The following is a 17,193-nucleotide window of genomic DNA, read 5'->3' as shown; positions in this document are numbered from 1 at the left end:
GATTATTGCCCACCAAAGTATTCAGTTTCGACAGTGACCGTGATCGTCGAGGACGCGCTGCTCCCATGTCCGTTCGAGACGGTGTAGGTCAGGGTGACGATCTTGTTGCCGCGGGTGGCGACGGTGGGCGCGTTGTAGCTGATCTGCGACCCGCCATTGATGATCGTTGGCGTGCCGCCGCCATTGGAACTGACGCTGGTGATCGTCAGCGGATAGCCGCTGGGATCGCTGTCGTTCACGAGCGGCGAGATCACCACGGTATTGCGTGAATAGACCCCTGCTACGTCCGGCTGTGGCGACGGTTGCGGCGCGGCTGGAGGCGCGGCGACGTTGACCGTGACCGTTCCAGTGGCGCTGGAGTTGACGCCGTTGCTGACGGAGTACTGGAAGCTGTCGGGCCCCGAATAGCCACTGGTGGGCAGGTAAGTCACGTAGCCTGCATGCAGCGTCGCCACGCCATGAGCCGGGGCGGCATAGATGTTGCTGCTGTTGACCGGGCCAGTGGTCGCCAGGGAGATATTGGTGGCGGTGTTGTAGGCCACGTCTGCCGAAACGTTGCCAGCGGTCACGGGCGCAGGAGGAACGACATCGACGGTGATGGTCGCCGGGGCGCTCACCCCGCCCACCCCCGACGCCGTGTAGGTAAAGCTGTCCAGCCCGTAATAGCCGGGCATGTTGTTGTAGACGATGGACCCGCCGACCACACCGGCCCCGCCGCGGGTCGGCGCGGTGGCGATGGCTAGACTGTCGTAATAGCCGCTGACGGACGGCGTCACGGTGGCCTGTGTACCCCAAACCGTTTGGACCGAAATGTTCGGCGCCGTCGGCGGCGGCGGGCGGGGCACATTGACGGAAACCGTAGCTGGCGCGCTGGTCCCGCCGGGCCCGGTGGCGTTGTAGGTGAAGCTGTCGGCGCCGTAGTAACCTGCGGCCGGAATATAGTCGGCGATGGTCTGGTTGCCAGCGTTGCCAGCTTGGCCGTGCGCCGGCTGCGTTACGATGGCCACGGAGGTGTAGACCCCCGACGGCGCTATCGAAACAGAACCGCCGGTCCCATAGGCTACGGATAGCGTCTTGTTCGACACCGTCGGCGCGGCCGGCGCGCCGGTGGTCACCGTGAAGGTCCTCGCCGGCGAATTGCCGAACGGGCTGGTCCCGTGGAAGGTCCAGCTGTCCGCGCCGATCCAGCCGGCCTGCGGCGTGTAGGTCGACTGGCTGCCGACACCGTTGACATAGGTCGGCGCCGAGACGCTGCCATGGGCGGGCTGGCTGTCGAGGGCCGCGACCGCGTAGTCGCCGCCCACTGGATAGGTGATGGTCACTGGCGCGTTGTAGGCCGCGGCGGCCGAGCCGTTGCTGGCCGCCGGAACCGCGCCGTTGGCGATGTTGACGCTCATGGTGCGCACCGGCGAGGCTCCGCCCGGACCGGTTGCGTGATAGGTGAAGCTGTCGGCCCCGTAGTTGGGCCAGGTCGCCGTATAGGTGAAGGTGGTTCCCGACGTCGTCACCGACCCCTTGGCCGGATTGCTGTCGATGACCAGTCCGGTGGCCACGCCGGTGACCGGGGCCGCCAGGCTGGCGGCGCTGTTGTAGGCGACGTTCAGCGCGCCATTGTTCGCCCCCGGGGCCGGCGGATTGGCGATGGTGACGCCGATCGTCTGGACCGCTGAATTCCCGCCTGGTCCGACCGCATGATAGGTGAAGCTGTCGGATCCATAGTTGGATCCCGAGGCGGTATAGGTCGCGGTCGTGCCGGCGATCGTCACCGAGCCCTTGGCTGGCGCGGTATCGACGGCCGCGCCGGTAAACTGGCCGCTGACCGGCAGCGCCAGGCTGGCCGAACCGCCGAACGGCACGCTGAGGGAACCGGCCGCTGCTCCCGGCGGCGGATAGGTGACGCCCAACGCCGTGCGGTTTCCCGCCGCATCGTAGGTATAGGCGACGGTATTGCCGGACCGGACGACCGTCTTGACCTGACCCTGATCGTCATAGGTGTAGCTCGTCGTCACCTGGGCCGACGACGAGGACGCCACGCTCGCGGCCGCGAGCGAAGCCCAAGCGATCGCCAATCGCGACCGCGCCAAAAATGCCACTGAACGCCCCTGCCCAAGCCCCTCGAACCTTGACCGTATGTTGGCCCTTTCAAAGACGCAACCAAGGCGCGTTGAAATTTATGCGATAGCGCTCAATTCAGGGCTGCCTGCCCCAGCTCGGTCACCCCGGACAGCAGGCCGGCCATCATCAAGCCGATCAGCCCGCCCAGCAGGACGATCAAGGCGGGTCCGAGCAATCGTGCGGCCGCCTCGATGTCGCGCACGGCGGCGTCCTCTTCCAGCTTGCCCGAGCGCTGCAGCATCCGCCCAAGGGCGCCGGTCGACTCCCCGACCGAAACCAGCCGCACGACGGTTGACGGAAACCCCCTCACCGCCTGCAGGGCTTGCGACAGGGACACGCCCTGGCGCACCTGCTGCAGGACGACCTGCAGCCGCGCCCTGGCCAAGTCGGAACGCACCCCGCGAATGGCCAGCCTCAGGGCCTCGCTCATCGGCGCGCCGGCGCTCAGCATCACCCCGAGCGAGATCGCAAAGCCGCCGAACGCCAGCGCGCAGGTGGTGCGCCGCCACGGTCCTGCAAGCCACAGCCGATCGACCGGGCCACGCAGAAGGCCGGCGCGCCCCAGGCTCGTCAGCAGGATGGCCGCTGCGCCCAAGCCTCCGGCCAGCGCCACGCCCTGCTCGCGCAGCAGGCGGCTGGCCGCCAACAGGCCCGACAGGATCGGCGCGCTCCCCTCCCCCCCCTCGCTGACCAGCGGTTCCAGCGACGGCACGACCGCCAGCAGGATTACGCCCGCCGCCGTCAGGGTGCTGATCAGGACGAACAACGGATAGGCCAGGGCGGCGACCAGTTGCTGACGCAGCTTGATGGCCGCTTCGAGCATCTCGCCGGCTCGGCGCAGCGCCTGGGGCAGGTCGCCGGCCGCTTCGCCCGCGGCGACCAGGGCGGCGACAAAGGCGTGGCGCGGCGCCAGGGTGCGGGCGAAGGCCGCATCCAGCGCCTCGCCGGCGCTGATGTCCTGCAGCAATTGTCGGCAGGCGTTGGCGACCCGCGAGCCTTGGGCGCGCGACAGCAGTACGTCCAGCGCCGAGCGCATGTCCGCCCCGGCGCTCAGGAGATCCGCCAGGCTGAGCAGGATCTCGGCGCTTTCGCGGTCCTGAAGACCCTGGCCGCTGCCGGCCCGGCTTCGCGCTGGCCGCAGCTTCAGCGGCGACAGCCCCTGCCGACGCAAGCGCTCGAAAGCGGCCTGTTCGCTGGCCGCCGGAACCTGCCCTCGGACACGTTTGCCGTCGGCCCCGCGCGCGACATAGGCGAAGCTCTGGCCGTCAGTCATGGACCGCGCCCATCACTTCCTCCAGCGTGGTCTCGCCGCGCATTGCCTTGTCCAGGCCGTCGGTCGCCATGCTGGCCAAACCCAGCGCCTGGGCGAGGCGAGCGATCTCGACCGCCGGCTGGCGATCGGCGATCGCCCGGAGCACCGCGTCGTTGGTCAGGAAGGCCTCGGCGATCGGGAGGCGGCCGCGGAAACCGCCCCCCTTGCATGCCGGGCACCCCTGGGCGCGGAAGGTGCGCATCGGCGCGGGCAGGCCCTGGTCGGCGACGAAAGCCAGCTCGGCCTCGGTGGCGGCGCCGCCCTGTCGGCAGTGGGGACAGAGCCGACGCACCAGCCGCTGGGCCACCGCCCCCCGGAAGGCGGCCGCCAGCTGGTAGGGCTCCACCCCCATGTCCAGCAGACGCGGCACGACGGCCAGGGCGTCGTTGGCGTGGATCGAGGCCAGGACCAGGTGACCGGTCATGGCCGCCTGGATCGCCACCGCGGCCGTCTCCGGATCACGGATCTCGCCGACCAAGATGACATCGGGATCCTGGCGCAGGAACGAGCGCAGGGCCGCGGCGAAGGTCAGGCCCAGATGCGACGCGACCTGGGTCTGGGAGACGTGCTCGAAGTGGTACTCGACGGGATCCTCGACGCTGAGCACCTTCTTGGGCGAACCGGTGAAGGTCTCTAGCAGGGCATAGAGGGTGGTGGTCTTGCCGCTGCCGGTGGGACCGGTCACCAGGAAAATACCGTGCGGCGCGCGACCGGCCTTGCGCAGCACCTCCGTCACGTTCTCGGCCAGGCCCAGGCCGCCAAGTTCCAGCGGCACGGCGCTGCGGTCGAGAATCCGCAGCACCGCGCCTTCGCCGAACACCGTCGGGGCGGTGGCGACACGGACGTCGACCGACTTGCCGCCGATCACGAAGGAGGTGCGGCCGTCCTGTGGCAGGCGGCGCTCGCCCAGATTGAGGTTGGCGATCACCTTGATCCGCGACACCGCCGGCGCGGCCAGATCGGCGGCCACCACCCGATGCTCGATCATCCGGCCATCGACCCTTAGGCGCACGCGCAGGTCATGCCGGCGCGGCTCGAAGTGGATATCGGACGCCCCCAGGGCGATCGCCGTCTCGAAGGCCTCGGCCACCAGGCGCGCGCCGCCGCCCTCGACGGCCCCGTCCGACACCTGATCGATCTCGCGGGCCAGGCGGCGCTCGTCGACCGCCTCAGCCGGCGCGGCCGCCTCCGGGCCATGGCGCTCGTCGAACACGCGGCGCCACTCGTCCGGACGCGCGGCCAGGACGCTGACCGAACGGTTGGTGGCGAAGACCAGGCCCGCCAGAGCCTCATCGTCCAACGGGTCACAGGCGGCGCAGACCAGGGAGCCCGCCGTTTCATCGAGCGGCAGCAGCCGGGTCCGGCGCAGAAAATCGGCCGTGACGCCCAGGTTGGCGATCTCGATGACCGCCGGCCTCAGGCGCGGCTCCCAAATCTCGCAGCCGGTCGCCTGGGCGTAGGCCTGCGCCAAATCCTCGTCCGACAGCGCGCCCAGTTGGTTGAGGACCTGCTCGACGGGCTGGCCGGTGCGCAGGGCGACCAATTCGGCGCGGGCGATGGCCGCGCCCTCGACCAGGCCGCGTTCGACCAGCGTCTCGACCAGGCGAGCGCGCGCCGCCGAGCGCGCAGGGGTGCGGGCGACCGTCATGGAAGCAGATCTCCAAACAGCCCCGCCTGCAGCGACAATCCGACCGCCCAGCCGCTGGCCGTCAGGAGGGGACCAAAGGCGATTCTGCCGTCGGCCGGTTTGGCGAGGCGCACCTGCGCCAAGCCCGCCAGCCCCGCAAGAGCCAGCGCCCAGGGCGTCGCCGCCCCCAACCACAAGGCCAGGGCCGCGGTCAGCTTCACGTCTCCCAGACCCAAGCCCGGATCGCCTCGCCGGGCTGCGAAGCCGCGGCGCAGCAGGAGCAGGATTGCGCCGGTCAAGAGGGCCCCGGCGAGACCGGCCAGCAGGGCCGCCGGACCACGGAGCAGCGCAAGGCCCAGGCCTAGCACGGCCACCGCCGCGCTCGCCAAGTCTGGCAGCCGGCGACTGGCGGCGTCGGCGGCGGCCGCGGCGATCAACACCGCGCCCATAGCGGCGGCGGCCACCGCCTGGCCGGTCGGAAGAAACGCGACGCTGGCGACCGCCAGACTCGCGCCGAGAACCTCGCCGGCGAAGTGGCCCGGATGGATCGGCGTGCGGCAATCGGCGCAGGCGCCCCCCAACCGCACATAGGAGATGATCGGCACGGTGGCGGAAAACCCCAACGGCCTGGCGCAGGCATCGCAACGCGAGCGCCCGCTCAACGCCTGCTCGCCTCGCGCCCAGCGCAGGCCGACGGTCGCGGCGAAGCTGCCGACGACCGCGCCCAGCAGCGGCGCGAGGATAAGCGCGGCGGCGTTCATTTGGGCGCGACCAAGTCGCGCTTGGTCCCCGTCCCACCCGTCTTGCGGTCGGAGCCGAGACTGACCACCTCGAAACCCTGGTCGTCGACGACGCGATACAGGATATCGCCGGCCCACGGATCCTTCAGGACGCTGGCGGATTTGAGATAGGGACCGGTCCAGCCCTCGGCCTCGGCTGGCTCGGTGACCAGCGCCCTCAGACCTTCGGCCGCCGTCGGATAGCGCCCGACGTCGGAATGGAACATCTCGACGGCGGCGGCCACCGATTCCAGCTGCAGCTGGGCCGACTTGACACGCGCGCGGCCCAGCTGGCCCATCAGACTGGGGGTCAGCACCGCGGCGATCAGGCCGATGATCGCGATGACCACCAGCATCTCGGTCAGGGTGTAGCCCGCGTCCCGCCCGGATTGGCCGCGCCGCTGGCGCGAGCCTCTATCGTCCTGTCGCATGTTACGCCCTTCCCCGCGCCTCTTCCGAAGCGTCGCCATATGATCGCGCTGGGGTTTTGCGCCCGCCCGATCAATCTCACAATCCGCTCGTCCGTCCAGCCGTCATCGGTGCTGGCCCGAACGCGCCAGACCTGTCCCGCCCGCGCGCCGCCCGGTTCCTGGTCCGGTTCGCGGACCGCGCCCAGGCTGACGACCTGCGACCTCCCCCACGGCGAGATGGCGCTGGCTGCGCAGGCTCGCCAGGCTCCGCCGCGGTCGACCGCCATGACCTCGTCGGGAGTCGCGCTGGCCGCCTCCAGTTCCGCCAGCCGCAACCGCGCCTGGCCCGGATCGACCGCGCCCAGCGCGGCCAGCGTCTTGTCATCGAGATCCTCCGCCGCGGCCAGCGCCAGCTTCGGCGCCTCCGGCTCGGCCAAGAGGGCCACGCCCTGCGGATCAAGGCCGCCGATGCTCCAGGCCAGTCGCCCGGGAGCGGAACTGTTCAGCAGCCGCGCCACTGCCAGGACATGCGCCCCAGACAGGGCGTATTCAGCCTGGCTGCGGCGATAGTCGGCCCGCGCGAGTTTCAGGACCGCGACGCCGCGCATCACCAAGGCCGCCGCCAGGATGGCGATCGCCAGGCTGACCGTCAGGGCCGCGGCGGTGGCGTAGCCCCCGTCGCCTGGATCTTCAGTGCGGCAGCAGGCCACGGCTCTCGATCTCACGCATGTCGGCCAGCAGGTCGCGGGTCATCAGGCTGGAGGCGGCCGGATCGCGCATGATCCTGACGGTCAGCAAAACCACCAACTCGGTGCGCGCGCCCTCCTTGGACTTGGACTTGAAGAGGTTGCCCAGCAGCTTGACGTCCTTGAGGCCCGGCACGCCGCTGTCGGAGTCGCTGCGGCGATGGCTGATCAGGCCGCCGAGAGCGACGACGGCGCCATCCTGCAGGACCAGCGTGCTGGAAAGCTTGCGCTGCTGGATGGTCGGCGAGTCGATGCCGGAGGTCACGGTCTTGGCCACCCCGCTGACCTCCTGGGCGATGTCGACCACCACCTTGTCGTCGCCGCTGATGCGCGGCGTCACCTCCAGGATCACCCCGGTGTCGCGATATTCCACCGTGTTGACGATGGCCGGCGAGGAAGTGGTGGTGTCGGTGGCCGTCTGGGTGACGATGGGCACCTGGTCGCCGATCTGCAGGCGCGCCTTGTGATTGTCCAGGGTGATCAGCTTGGGCGCGGAAACCACGTCAATGGCGGTGCGCGAGCCCAGGGCGTTGATGGCCGCGTCGATGTCGCCGCCCAGATAGGTGATCGAAAAGCCCGGGAATTTGGGTCCGATCACGCCATTGTCGGTATAGACCGAGTTGCCCGCCAGCTTGCCGCTGCCGCTCACCGCCGACCAGTCGACGCCGAACCGAAAATCGTTGGTCAGGCTGACCTCGATGATCGAGGCCTCGATCATCACCTGACTGGGCGGACGATCGATCTCGGCTAGGGTCTGCTGCAGGCTCATCCACCGGGCGGCCGGCGCGCGGACGATCAGGGTGTTGCTGTCGCGATCCACACCGATGCGCACGCCGTCCTCCAGCTTCTGGTCGCCCAGACTTTCGGTGTCGCCTTCGCTGCTGCTTCGCGTCGCGCCGTCGTCCTTGGACGAGGGGGCGACGTCGGTGCGGGAGGTCTCGCGGCCGGACTGACGGTCATTGTAGCCGCCGCCGCCCTCGCCGGTGGACAGCACCTGCGAGAGGGTGCGGGCCAGCGAGGCGGCCGAGGCGCTGCGTGGCCGGTAGACATAGAGCTGGGTGGAAAGATCGCGTGACGGGGTGTCCAGCCGAACGATCCAGCCGGCGACCTCGTTCATGGCCGTCTCGGTTCGGGCCGAGACGATCAGGCCGTTCAGCCGGCTGAGCGGCGAGACGGACACGCCCTGGACCCCGGCCGTCGACAGGATCTTGGCCAGGTCCGCCGCCACCGTGCCGGCCGCGGCCTGGTGCAGGTCGAACCAGCGAATGCGCGCGCCTTCGAAGACGTTGCGGTCCAGGATCTTGATGGTCTCCAGCAACGACTGCAGTTCCGAGCCCGATCCGCCCAGCACGATCAGGCCGAGCTTATCGTTGGAATAGAGCACCGCCTTGGAGCCGGTCATGGCTTCCAGCGCCTTGGCCACCTCGGTCGGCGTCGAGAACGATAGCGGGACGGCGACGACGTCGTAGCCGCCGCGTCGCGCGCCGCTGAGCGCGCTGGGATCGCGCAACGACGCCGATGAGCGCGCCTTGTCGCGCGGCGCCAGCACCAGGCTGTCGCCCTGGCGTAGCAAGGCCACATCGTTGACGGCCAACGCCGCCTCGAACGCGTCGAGCAACTGCGCCCGGGTCAGCCGGCGGTCGATCCGGAATGACACCTTGCCGGTGACGCCGGGATCGACCGTGTAGGGCACGCCCAGGGCGTTGCCGAGAATCTCCTCGGCGACCTGGGCGATGTCGGCGTCGCGAAAGGCGAAGGTAAAGGACTCAGCGCGCTCGGCCTGCGGCGAAGCTGGGGCGGCGGCAAGAACAGAGACCGGTCCTGCGGGGCCGAAGGTTAGGCAAGCCCCGCTGAAGGCAAGGCAGACTAGGCGCTTAGGCGTCATGGAGAGCTTCGTTGGAGACAAGGGTTCAGCCACCCAGGCCGGGCGCGCTGGCGGGCGGGGGGGGCGACCTGAAGCCAGGCGGTGGCATGTCGCCGGGTGCGGGCGCCGTCATCGGATTGGCCAGATCGGGACTTGCTGCGGTCCCGCCACCGACGGACGTGGCCTCACCGATCCGCAGGGTGCGAACGCCCAGCGGCAGATCGAGGGTCGCGCGGCCGGAACCGACGTCGTTCAGCACCACCCCGTCACGGCTTTCGCCCCGCGCCAGCCAAACGGGCGCCTTGCTGTCGATGGCCACCAAGGCTGCGGCGCGCCCGGGCATGCGCGATATTCCCAGTACGCTCACCGCGGGATCGCGTACGGCGTTGGGGCCTACGGACAGCGCAAATAGCGGCTGGCCCAGCAGCGACGGCGCACCGCCGTTCAGGGCAAGTCGTCCATCTGGCGGCCGCAAACTCGCCAATCGCTCCTGGACCGGCGCCAGCACGTCCTGGCGCCCAGCCGCCAGCCATGCGGTCACGCCCAGGACGAGACCCACAGCGGCGCAGATCGGGATCAAAGGCGCGCGGAGGTCGAGCAATAGAAATGTCCAGAAAACGATAGGGAGACGGCGGAGGTCTTGGAGACCAGGTCGACGGAGTCGGCGAACAGGGTCGGTCGCGCCGCCTCCAGTTCGCGCAGCATGGCCATGGCGTCCTCGTAGGAGCCGACGGTCTCGAAGCGGAAATTGACGGCCAGCAAGCTCTCGCCGGCCGGTGTCGAGGGTTCGAAGGCCATCGACATCAACTTGGCCGGTCCAAGCGCCGCGCGGAGCTTTCGCTCGACCGTGCTGGAGCCAAGGCCGACACCTTCACGGCAGATCGCGCCACGGGGATAGATCGGGCCGCCCTCGGCGGCGCCGCGCTGTAGCGCCTCGATGCGGTCGAGCTTGCGTTCCACCTCGGCCAGTCGCGCGGCGCGATCGTCCGGCCGCGCCAAAGCTGACAGGCCGGTAGCGGCGACAATGGCTGCGGCCCCGCCGATCATCGCCGCGGCGACCGCCAAACCCGGCCCGCTGGCTCGGCTCCCGTTCATCGCCCCCTCTCCTCGGGTTCGATCCGCCACACGCCCGCTCCTTCGCGGGTCACCGCCCGATGGGAGTCGGCGAACGGCGAGGCTTCGCCGCGGGCTTCGACGCGGCTGACGCCATGATCCCAACGCCAGGCTTCGATACGCGCGTCCGGCGCGCGCGCCGCCATGGCCCAGGCCAGATCCGCCAGCGGCGCCGAGACCAGTTCACCCGGCGCGGCTGCGGCCAGGGCCGTCGATTGCCGCCGAAACGATTGAGCCGCTTCGGCCCGCTGCAGTTTCATCGCCGCGTCATGCTCCAGGGCGGCCAACTGTTCCTCGCCCTGGGCGCGGGCCAACAGGGCGCCAGCGATCGAAACGAACAGCAGCGCCACGACGACCGCAGCCCCCGCCCCCACGAGCACAGAGCGTCGCGCCCGCCGCGCCAGCGATTCCGGGGGTTCAAACACCACCGGCACGGGCCGCCCTTCGACCTCGACCTGTGTCTCGAACCGTTCTGCGATCTCGGCGATGCGCACGTAGCAGGCTGCGAACCGCGCGGTCTGGACCGGACGCCACGGCGTCAAGCGCTTGAGCCGCAGATGCACCTGATCCATCGGCAAGGGCGCCTCGTGACACGCCGCCAGTTGGGCCGCTCGCACCTGCTCCCAGGGCCAACCGACGGGCGCATGCACCGCCCGGGCAAAAACTCGGGGCTGGGCGGCCCCGCCGCCTCCGTCACGGGCGATGTCATCGACCGTCAGATCGTCGGGCTCGACCAATCGCAAATCAAAGGGAGCATTCATCGGCTTGCGACCCGGCACGCGCCGACGATGACGTCGAATTGACAGTCGCGGGGCTCGCGCGGCCAGACCCGCGCCACGGCCAAGGGGGCGTCGTTCGTCGCAGTCAGCACGATCGCTCGCGGCGCAAGGCCATCGCCTTCCCCTTCATTGCTGCCGCGCCGGGGCCAGACGGCGACCTGGCCAAGGCCGTCGCTGTAGCCGAAACCGAGGCGCGGCTGGCGCAGGCGAAACCGCCGCACCGTTCCCGATCGCCCTTGTAGGATCAGAACCGTGCGCAACTTGTCGGCCTCCAGCCGCGCCGTGCAGGTCGCCTGACCGCAAGCCGCGGAAAGCCGCCGGCCATCGCCCCTCAAGGTCGTCGGGTCCTGGTCGGCCAGCCAGAGACCCAGGGCTCGGTCGGCGGCGCGACTTTCTGCCAGGCGGGTCGAAACGCGATGGGCCGCCAGTTGCTGGCGAGCGATCAGGCTGGTGACCAGACCAAGACCGCCCACGGCCATGCCCAGGATGGCCAGCGCCGCCAACATCTCGGCCAGGGTGTAGCCGTCGTCGGTCATCCGGCGGCCCCGGGGGCGCAGATATCGGCCGTGGCGATGCGGTAGGTCCGGCCGCCGACGGCCTTGGCCGAAGCGACGCGCGTACAGGGCGCCGCAAGGCGAGCCGGTCCAGCGCCCGACACGTGGGCCTCCACCCGCCAGTCAAGACCTCTTTCGCGGCCGGACCAAACACCGGTCTGGCCCGCTGTGTTTTCCAGGCGTTCGCGCAGCAGCATTTCGGCATCACGGGCCTGACCGGCCGCGTGGCTGGCGCGCGCCCCGACCTGTGCGGCCATCAGGGACAGGGCCAGGCTCGACGACAGGATGGTCACGGCGACCAGCGCATCGACGGCCGCAAAGCCGTCCTGGTCCCTGAATGGACCTGGTCCCTGACGCATACCCGCCCCACTCCGCGCCTCGGCGCGTCTACCCCGGAAGCAAGGCTTCCACGTCCTTGATATCACGCGATGCAGGTGGGTGAACAGATGATGTCTTCTCGGTTGCACGAGGAGTGGACCCTAGGCCCGTGGATCGCTACCGTCGCCGGCACGATCGCAAAGTCGAGCAAGACGCCCCTCGCCGCACCATGTCAGGATTCCGTTCTCGCACACCTGACGAAGACGGTGTCAGCGCCACCGCCGCGCTCGCAGCCTTGGGCGGCCACGCCATGATCATCCTGGCCGTAATGCTGCTGGGCGGACGAACCCAAACCGTGGCCGTCACGTCCGGAGTGGTCGGCGTCACCCTGGTCAGCGACGCGCCCGGCGAGGCCTCGACCGCGTCGACGGCCGCGCCAGCCGCCGCATCCGCCACGCCCAAGGCCGCTCCGCGGACGTCCAGCCTCGACTTGGCGGGCGAGCGCCTCGATCACCTGCTCTCGCCGGACGCCGCCGAGTCCCCGTCGGCGTCGCCTCCCCTTTCGCCGCCGCTCGGGCAAGGCGGCCACCCTGCCCCAAGCAACTTGTCCGGCGCGAAGGGCGCCGCGGGCCAGACGGGGACTTCCGGCTCGAGCCAGGCCAGCCAGGGTCTGGGCCAGGGCGAGGGCGCCGAAGGGATCGACCTTTACGCGGCCGCCTCCCTGCCAGACGTCGGCCCCAGGCCCGCCTCGCCGCCGGCCGGCGACCTCTGGAAGAAGGTCGCGCCGTGCTGGCGTTCGGCCTCCCCCCGCAAGGCGACGCTGATGGTCGAGATCGGCGACGACGGCCGCCTGACCGTATCCCCCAAGGCCGTTCGCAAGATCTCGGCGCCCGCCGATCCGCAGTTGCTGCTGGCCGAACGCGCCGCCGCCCGCGCCCTCCAGGCCTGCGCGCCCTATGAGGGTCTGGGTGGCCGCACCTGGCGCGTGTCGTTTCCGTAGGTGTGCGGCAGTTACATGCAAGCATCACGTCGGCTTACCGATATTGCCCGATGGATCGCTTGGTTCTTGGGCTGTCTGAACCGCGCCTTCGACGGCGCCGAAGCCACCTTGGCGACGTGCTAGCCGCCGCGCGTTTCCGGGAAAGTCATGCCGGCGAGGCGTTCAATGAGCGCCAACGCATGATGCTGCAGCGCCTGTTGACCGGGTTTGAATGCAAGCTGACGTCGTCAAAGTGAGCGCTGATCGCCAAGGGCTCTCAGGACACCGCCGGGCAGGACATCGATGATCTGTTTCAACGCGACGTACTGGTAAGGGACGCCGCCGGGGGCGGAGCACAAACTACTCCCTGCGGGCGATCCAAGCGCGAAGGTCGCCATCAGAAGGCGACGCCGTCAGGATCAACGACGCTGGCGGCTTGCGATTTCTCCTGGCCCGGTTCGGGCGAACCGGACTGCGCGGCCGACTTGCGCGCCGCGGCCTTCTGGCGGCGGGCGATGGTGGCGAAGGTTCGCGTGCGGCGAGGCAGGCGCTGCTCGGTGAGCGCCAGGCCCAGGTTGTCGTTGCGGACGTCGAAGAGATCGCCGAGCTTGTCGGCCAGCCCCAGGACCAGAAGCACGTCGACAAGCCCCCACGGCGACGCCCGCGTCGCCCCGCTCCAGGCGCGCAAGGGTGCTTGGCGAGGCGCCCGCGCGCGCCGTCAGGTCGCTGACCGCCATGCCCCGCCGCAGCCGTGCGCCCCGGATATCCAGTCCGAGACGCTCCAGCGCCGATCTGGTCTTGGGCGAGCTCACCTAACACCTCAGATATGACGGAGTATGCCGCGCTCCAATCCAGATATGACAATTTATGGTAAAGTTGAAGCGCACTGCGATGATCCGGCCGCGGCGGGCGAGCGGCGTCAGGTGCGATCTCAGACGAACGCCGCATAGCCTGGTGGCGAATCTTGAACGCGCACTCCAAACCGAGGGGATCCGCCGCGCTCCAGTTCCAGCGCAAGTCCCGCGTGATCGTCAAGAACGCCGGCCGTAGCGCCTTGGCGGGCCTCTATCCGGAATTACGGATATCGGATCCTATAAATCCGGAATTCCGGATTCCATAGACACCTGGCTCCTGTTGATGTATCCGTAATTTCGGATTTTCTTTCCACATTATCCGGAATATCGGATGCGCACGGACATCTTCCAGACACTGGGCAAGGCGGTGAAGACTGCGCGTCACGCCAAGGGCCTCACCCAGGAACAACTGGCCAAGCGCTTGGGGCGCGAGCAGGGCCGGGTTTCCGAACTGGAAACCGACCTGACGCGGGGCCGGCTGGGAAAAGACCGCCTGACGTTACTGGCGGAGATCTGCGACGCGCTCGACCTGGTGCCGGTGCTAGTGCCGCGAGACCAGGCTCGCGCCGTCGCAAGCCTGCACGCCGGCGGCGACAAGGACGCCTCCAAGACGGGCCCACATCCGCACGCGCACGGCCTGGCCCGGTCAACCTTCGACGAGCTGTTCGTCGATCTCGGCGACGACGAGGAGGACCATCCCGATGGCTAAGCAGGCCGCCGTCCTGGGCGTCTACCTGTTGGGCCAGCACGGCGCGCCAGTGCGCGTCGGCGCCCTGACCCGCGACGGCGTTGGGGCGACGGCCTTCCTGCCCGACGAGGCGTGGCTGCGCGACGAGGCGCGCCCGATCCTCAGCCTGACCTGGTTCTCCCCGGGCGATCCGGCCGACACGCGCCGACGACTGGACTATCGCGGCGACAAGATCGGTCTCTATGGCGGGCTGCCGCCCTGGTTCGCGGGGCTGTTGCCGGAAGGCGCGTTGCGCGATCTGGTCATCAACGAGATGGGTCCCGGCGACCACGACCCCTTCGATCTGATCACCCGGCTGGGCGCCGATTTGCCCGGAGCGATCTTCGTGACGCCGGACAACGCCGAGGCGCCAAACTCCGCAGGACCGCTCCGTTGGGACAGGGTCGGAGGCTTTCGCGCGCCGGTTCCCGAGGGTCAGGTGAAGTTCTCCCTGGCCGGGGTCCAGTTGAAATTCATCGCCGCCGACGCGGGCCAGCGCTTCACCGCGCCGGCTCGCGCCGGCGAAGGCCGCTACATCCTCAAGCTGGCCTCCGCCGCCTATCCGGGCCTGCCCGAGGCGGAGTTCACCGCCATGAGCCTGGCCAAGGCCCTTGGCGTGCGCACCGCAAATGTCCGCCTGGTCGCCAACAGCAACATCGGGGCCGTTCCGCCGGAAATGCTGGTGGGCGACCATGCGCTGGCGATCGAGCGCTTCGACCGTACGATCGAGGACGGCCGCATCCACATCGAGGACGCCGGCCAGATCCTCGGCGCGGTGGGCGAGCGCAAATATACCGCCAACACTGAGACGGTTCTCAACATGATCGCCCGCTTCAGCACCGACTGGCGCGACGACGTGCTCGAGGGGTTTCGCCGGCTGGTGGCCGACATCCTGCTGGGCAATGGCGACAACCACCTGAAGAACTGGTCGTTCATCTTCCCCGCGCCCGGGCAGATCCGGCTCTCGCCCGCCTACGACATCGTCCCCACGGTGCTGTTCACGCCGCTGGACGACACCCTGGGCCTGCCGTTCGCCAAGATCCGTCGCTTCGACTCGGTGCGGTTGCACCACTTTCGCCGGGTGGCGGAGCATCTGCGTCTGGACCCCGACTGGATCGCCCGCGAGGTCCAGGACCTCGTTGTCCAGGCGCTCGACACCTGGCCGCTGACCTTGGCCGATCTGCCGATCACGCGCGAACGCGCCCGGGTGCTGCGGGATCGCTGGCCGGAGCTGACCCTGGTGAAGGAAAGCCGATGACCGGCCTGCGCGGAACCCAGCGGGGCTTTGCTTGGCAAGCGCCGCCGCCAGCCGTCGCCCGGCCCTAGCCTCGCCGCGGCGATCGGCGGGGCGGGGCGGGGCGGGCGGAGGCGCGGCGCAAGCGCGCCCCAAAACCCGGATCAGCCTGCAGCGTCCCCAGGATCAGCCCATCGACACGCCTGCTGCGTAGGCGGCCGCTAGCGAGACAGGCGATCTTCGTCGTCGACCAGCGTCAGACGGCTCGGTGGGGCCGCGCCCCAAGTCCAGAGCACCAAGTTCAGATCGTCCGGACCCGACCCCGGCGCGAAACTGCGGACCAACAGCCCCTGGAACCCTTGGGCGATTAGGCGCTGACTGAAGGCTTGCGTGCACGAAAGGCCTGCGGATCGCATTTCATCGCGCCAGCCGGTGTGGGCCAGCGTCGCCGCATCGACGCCTTGCTGCGCCAGCGCGGCCGCGTCACCGGTGTCGAAGACCCTTTCAATGTCGGCGACATAGCAAACCAAGGTCGTGGGCTGCAGCGCGCCGACCTGATTGGCCTCGCGAACGGCCGTCATCACCTCCAGCGCCCCATAAAGCGCCGGCGTCCCCTTGGCGTTGAACCGGCCGCCGTAGAGTTCGGCGCCGCGCCCCGACATCGGCTCACGCGCATAGACGGGATTGAGCGCGCGATAGAGCGGACCGGAATATCGCATGGCGGTCTAGGCGTAGACGCCGGCATCCACCGCATCAACATAGTCGAGAACCTCGTCGCCACGCCCCTCCCTGACAAGTTGCATGGCTGTCTGCCCCGAGAAGCCCGCCAGCGGTTCGGAGCGGTACCAGGCATAGGCGATCAGGGCCGAGCCAAAGCGCGGCTCAACCTTGTTGATGACCTCGACCATTTCGCGAAGCCGGCGTTGCGTCCGATCGGACCGCACCCGCTCCTTGCGCTGAACCGCGTCGCGGCCAAGGCCCGCCGTGCGCGCGACTTCCTCGCTCGTGGTGTGGAAGGCGTTGGCGATCTTGCGCGGGGCAAAAAAGCCGCCCTCGGCGTATGCGTGCAGGGCCATGGCGCTTTTGCTCAACTCATCAATTGACGCAAAATAGCGTTATTTCATGTGGAGCTCAAGACAGCTGTCGTCGGCCGTCGCTTGGAGGGCGTCGAAGCAAGTCATCAGGACGGCCGGACCCGTTGGGATCTTAAGTGTCGAAGCTATAAAGGTTGTGCACCCGGAGAGCGGCTGAGAAGCTGGGTTGCGAGGCGCCAACCTTGGCCGGAGGTCTCCCCGGAGGAACGTCCATAAGAATGCTCGGCTGACGCACCCTTAGGGCGTGTGTGCTCGCGAATGCGCTTTAGTCTCTCTATCCGGCGTTCGCCCCATCGCGCCAATCTAGATTGCGCGTCGCGATCGCCTCCTTCAGTTTACCGTGGCGGGCGCCGTCTCATAGGGGCCGACCAAGAGCCGGGGGTAATCGGCGGCGGTCGGATTCTGAAATCGACGGGCCTTTAGCGAACGCACGAGGTTCCAACGCCCGCCCCCTTCTCGCCTACCGGCGGTCTACGACTTGCGCTGACGCCTCGATTGATTCAGGATTCGAGAGCCGCCGTCCCTGGACGGCGGTGGGGCGTGGAAACCCCGTGCGATGTCTAAGAGCCATAACGACGCGCCGCGATGCGACCCGTCGTGCGCGCCCCTTGGCGGGCGTGCGATCGCGTCCGCGACGAGCGGCTGCGCGCCCTTGTTCGTCCCTGGGTTTCCAAAGCCTCGTCTAAGC

The 17,193-nt window shown here is 69.1% G+C and carries 18 protein-coding genes; 3 read left to right on the top strand and 15 right to left on the bottom strand.

Annotated features, from left to right (window positions below; all coding sequences use genetic code 11):
- Positions 1 to 2 precede the first annotated feature (2 nt).
- The 12 genes from G3M57_RS00895 to G3M57_RS00840 all read right to left on the bottom strand — a co-directional run bounded on the left by G3M57_RS00895 (position 3) and on the right by G3M57_RS00840 (position 11,658).
- Positions 3 to 2,033, bottom strand: a complete 2,031-nt coding sequence (locus G3M57_RS00895) for an Ig-like domain-containing protein (RefSeq protein ID WP_230983740.1) — start codon at positions 2,031 to 2,033, stop codon at positions 3 to 5.
- A 152-nt stretch (positions 2,034 to 2,185) separates the two neighbouring features.
- Positions 2,186 to 3,388 (bottom strand): type II secretion system F family protein, encoded by a 1,203-nt coding sequence (locus tag G3M57_RS00890; RefSeq protein ID WP_163228401.1) that lies wholly within the window; start codon positions 3,386 to 3,388, stop codon positions 2,186 to 2,188.
- Positions 3,381 to 5,075: a GspE/PulE family protein gene (locus G3M57_RS00885; RefSeq protein ID WP_163228400.1), complete on the bottom strand. Its 1,695-nt coding sequence runs from the start codon at positions 5,073 to 5,075 to the stop codon at positions 3,381 to 3,383. Before G3M57_RS00885 ends, G3M57_RS00890 begins: the two co-directional genes overlap by 8 nt.
- Positions 5,072 to 5,815, bottom strand: coding sequence for a prepilin peptidase (locus G3M57_RS00880; protein WP_163228399.1), 744 nt, complete (start codon positions 5,813 to 5,815; stop codon positions 5,072 to 5,074). Before G3M57_RS00880 ends, G3M57_RS00885 begins: the two co-directional genes overlap by 4 nt.
- The gene (gspG, locus tag G3M57_RS00875; RefSeq protein WP_230983739.1) at positions 5,812 to 6,189 is read right to left on the bottom strand and encodes a type II secretion system major pseudopilin GspG; all 378 of its coding nucleotides are present in this window, start codon (positions 6,187 to 6,189) and stop codon (positions 5,812 to 5,814) included. The genes G3M57_RS00880 and gspG overlap by 4 nt, the downstream gene beginning before the upstream one ends.
- 5 nt (positions 6,190 to 6,194) lie before the next feature.
- Positions 6,195 to 6,953 (bottom strand): hypothetical protein, encoded by a 759-nt coding sequence (locus tag G3M57_RS00870; RefSeq protein ID WP_163228397.1) that lies wholly within the window; start codon positions 6,951 to 6,953, stop codon positions 6,195 to 6,197.
- Positions 6,934 to 8,874: a type II secretion system secretin GspD gene (gene gspD, locus G3M57_RS00865; RefSeq protein WP_163228396.1), complete on the bottom strand. Its 1,941-nt coding sequence runs from the start codon at positions 8,872 to 8,874 to the stop codon at positions 6,934 to 6,936. Before gspD ends, G3M57_RS00870 begins: the two co-directional genes overlap by 20 nt.
- 25 nt (positions 8,875 to 8,899) lie before the next feature.
- Complete coding sequence (locus tag G3M57_RS00860) at positions 8,900 to 9,454, bottom strand: hypothetical protein (RefSeq protein ID WP_163228395.1); 555 nt, start codon at positions 9,452 to 9,454, stop codon at positions 8,900 to 8,902.
- Positions 9,430 to 9,948, bottom strand: a complete 519-nt coding sequence (locus G3M57_RS00855; RefSeq protein WP_163228394.1) for a hypothetical protein — start codon at positions 9,946 to 9,948, stop codon at positions 9,430 to 9,432. Before G3M57_RS00855 ends, G3M57_RS00860 begins: the two co-directional genes overlap by 25 nt.
- A complete protein-coding gene (locus G3M57_RS00850) occupies positions 9,945 to 10,703 on the bottom strand; it encodes a hypothetical protein (protein ID WP_163228393.1) in 759 nt (252 codons plus the stop codon). Before G3M57_RS00850 ends, G3M57_RS00855 begins: the two co-directional genes overlap by 4 nt.
- Positions 10,704 to 10,723: 20 nt before the next feature.
- The gene (locus G3M57_RS00845) at positions 10,724 to 11,281 is read right to left on the bottom strand and encodes a type II secretion system protein (protein ID WP_163228392.1); all 558 of its coding nucleotides are present in this window, start codon (positions 11,279 to 11,281) and stop codon (positions 10,724 to 10,726) included.
- On the bottom strand, positions 11,278 to 11,658 hold the full coding sequence (locus tag G3M57_RS00840; protein WP_163228391.1) for a hypothetical protein: 381 nt from the start codon (positions 11,656 to 11,658) through the stop codon (positions 11,278 to 11,280). The genes G3M57_RS00845 and G3M57_RS00840 overlap by 4 nt, the downstream gene beginning before the upstream one ends.
- Positions 11,659 to 11,927: 269 nt before the next feature.
- Between G3M57_RS00840 and G3M57_RS00835 the strand changes: the two genes are divergently transcribed.
- On the top strand, positions 11,928 to 12,617 hold the full coding sequence (locus G3M57_RS00835) for a hypothetical protein (RefSeq protein ID WP_163228390.1): 690 nt from the start codon (positions 11,928 to 11,930) through the stop codon (positions 12,615 to 12,617).
- Between the two features lie 376 nt (positions 12,618 to 12,993).
- On the opposite strand, the gene G3M57_RS00830 is transcribed toward G3M57_RS00835, so the two are convergent.
- Entirely contained in the window at positions 12,994 to 13,233 is a 240-nt protein-coding gene (locus G3M57_RS00830) for a hypothetical protein (protein ID WP_208789641.1), read from the bottom strand.
- 548 nt (positions 13,234 to 13,781) lie between these two features.
- Here G3M57_RS00830 and G3M57_RS00825 point away from each other — a divergent pair.
- Positions 13,782 to 14,159 carry a helix-turn-helix domain-containing protein gene (locus G3M57_RS00825; RefSeq protein ID WP_163228389.1) on the top strand — a complete coding sequence of 126 codons (378 nt, stop codon included), beginning with the start codon at positions 13,782 to 13,784 and terminating at the stop codon, positions 14,157 to 14,159.
- The gene (locus tag G3M57_RS00820; protein ID WP_163228388.1) at positions 14,152 to 15,435 is read left to right on the top strand and encodes a type II toxin-antitoxin system HipA family toxin; all 1,284 of its coding nucleotides are present in this window, start codon (positions 14,152 to 14,154) and stop codon (positions 15,433 to 15,435) included. The genes G3M57_RS00825 and G3M57_RS00820 overlap by 8 nt, the downstream gene beginning before the upstream one ends.
- Positions 15,436 to 15,632: 197 nt before the next feature.
- Here G3M57_RS00820 and G3M57_RS00815 read toward each other — a convergent pair whose 3' ends face one another.
- Together G3M57_RS00815 and G3M57_RS00810 are read right to left on the bottom strand one after the other, a co-directional pair.
- Positions 15,633 to 16,130, bottom strand: a complete 498-nt coding sequence (locus tag G3M57_RS00815) for an RES family NAD+ phosphorylase (protein WP_163228387.1) — start codon at positions 16,128 to 16,130, stop codon at positions 15,633 to 15,635.
- A gap of 6 nt (positions 16,131 to 16,136) precedes the next feature.
- Positions 16,137 to 16,487 carry an antitoxin Xre/MbcA/ParS toxin-binding domain-containing protein gene (locus G3M57_RS00810; RefSeq protein ID WP_163228386.1) on the bottom strand — a complete coding sequence of 117 codons (351 nt, stop codon included), beginning with the start codon at positions 16,485 to 16,487 and terminating at the stop codon, positions 16,137 to 16,139.
- Positions 16,488 to 17,193: the final 706 nt, after the last annotated feature.

It is taken from the genome of Caulobacter rhizosphaerae, assembly GCF_010977555.1.
Taxonomy (GTDB): Bacteria; Pseudomonadota; Alphaproteobacteria; order Caulobacterales; family Caulobacteraceae; genus Caulobacter; species Caulobacter rhizosphaerae.
Note: the sequence above shows the minus strand (reverse complement) of the source record. Positions and strands in the feature narration are given on the sequence as shown.

What these genes read in the sequence shown, in the direction of transcription:
- G3M57_RS00890 (WP_163228401.1), bottom strand. Translation starts at nt 3,388, where the DNA reads ATGACTGACGGCCAGAGCTTCGCCTATGTCGCGCGCGGGGCCGACGGC.
- G3M57_RS00885 (WP_163228400.1), bottom strand. Translation starts at nt 5,075, where the DNA reads ATGACGGTCGCCCGCACCCCTGCGCGCTCGGCGGCGCGCGCTCGCCTG.
- G3M57_RS00880 (WP_163228399.1), bottom strand. Translation starts at nt 5,815, where the DNA reads ATGAACGCCGCCGCGCTTATCCTCGCGCCGCTGCTGGGCGCGGTCGTC.
- gspG (WP_230983739.1), bottom strand. Translation starts at nt 6,189, where the DNA reads ATGCTGGTGGTCATCGCGATCATCGGCCTGATCGCCGCGGTGCTGACC.
- gspD (WP_163228396.1), bottom strand. Translation starts at nt 8,874, where the DNA reads ATGACGCCTAAGCGCCTAGTCTGCCTTGCCTTCAGCGGGGCTTGCCTA.
- G3M57_RS00855 (WP_163228394.1), bottom strand. Translation starts at nt 9,948, where the DNA reads ATGAACGGGAGCCGAGCCAGCGGGCCGGGTTTGGCGGTCGCCGCGGCG.
- G3M57_RS00845 (WP_163228392.1), bottom strand. Translation starts at nt 11,281, where the DNA reads ATGACCGACGACGGCTACACCCTGGCCGAGATGTTGGCGGCGCTGGCC.
- G3M57_RS00840 (WP_163228391.1), bottom strand. Translation starts at nt 11,658, where the DNA reads ATGCGTCAGGGACCAGGTCCATTCAGGGACCAGGACGGCTTTGCGGCC.
- G3M57_RS00835 (WP_163228390.1), top strand. Translation starts at nt 11,928, where the DNA reads ATGATCATCCTGGCCGTAATGCTGCTGGGCGGACGAACCCAAACCGTG.
- G3M57_RS00825 (WP_163228389.1), top strand. Translation starts at nt 13,782, where the DNA reads ATGCGCACGGACATCTTCCAGACACTGGGCAAGGCGGTGAAGACTGCG.
- G3M57_RS00820 (WP_163228388.1), top strand. Translation starts at nt 14,152, where the DNA reads ATGGCTAAGCAGGCCGCCGTCCTGGGCGTCTACCTGTTGGGCCAGCAC.
- G3M57_RS00815 (WP_163228387.1), bottom strand. Translation starts at nt 16,130, where the DNA reads ATGCGATATTCCGGTCCGCTCTATCGCGCGCTCAATCCCGTCTATGCG.
- G3M57_RS00810 (WP_163228386.1), bottom strand. Translation starts at nt 16,487, where the DNA reads ATGGCCCTGCACGCATACGCCGAGGGCGGCTTTTTTGCCCCGCGCAAG.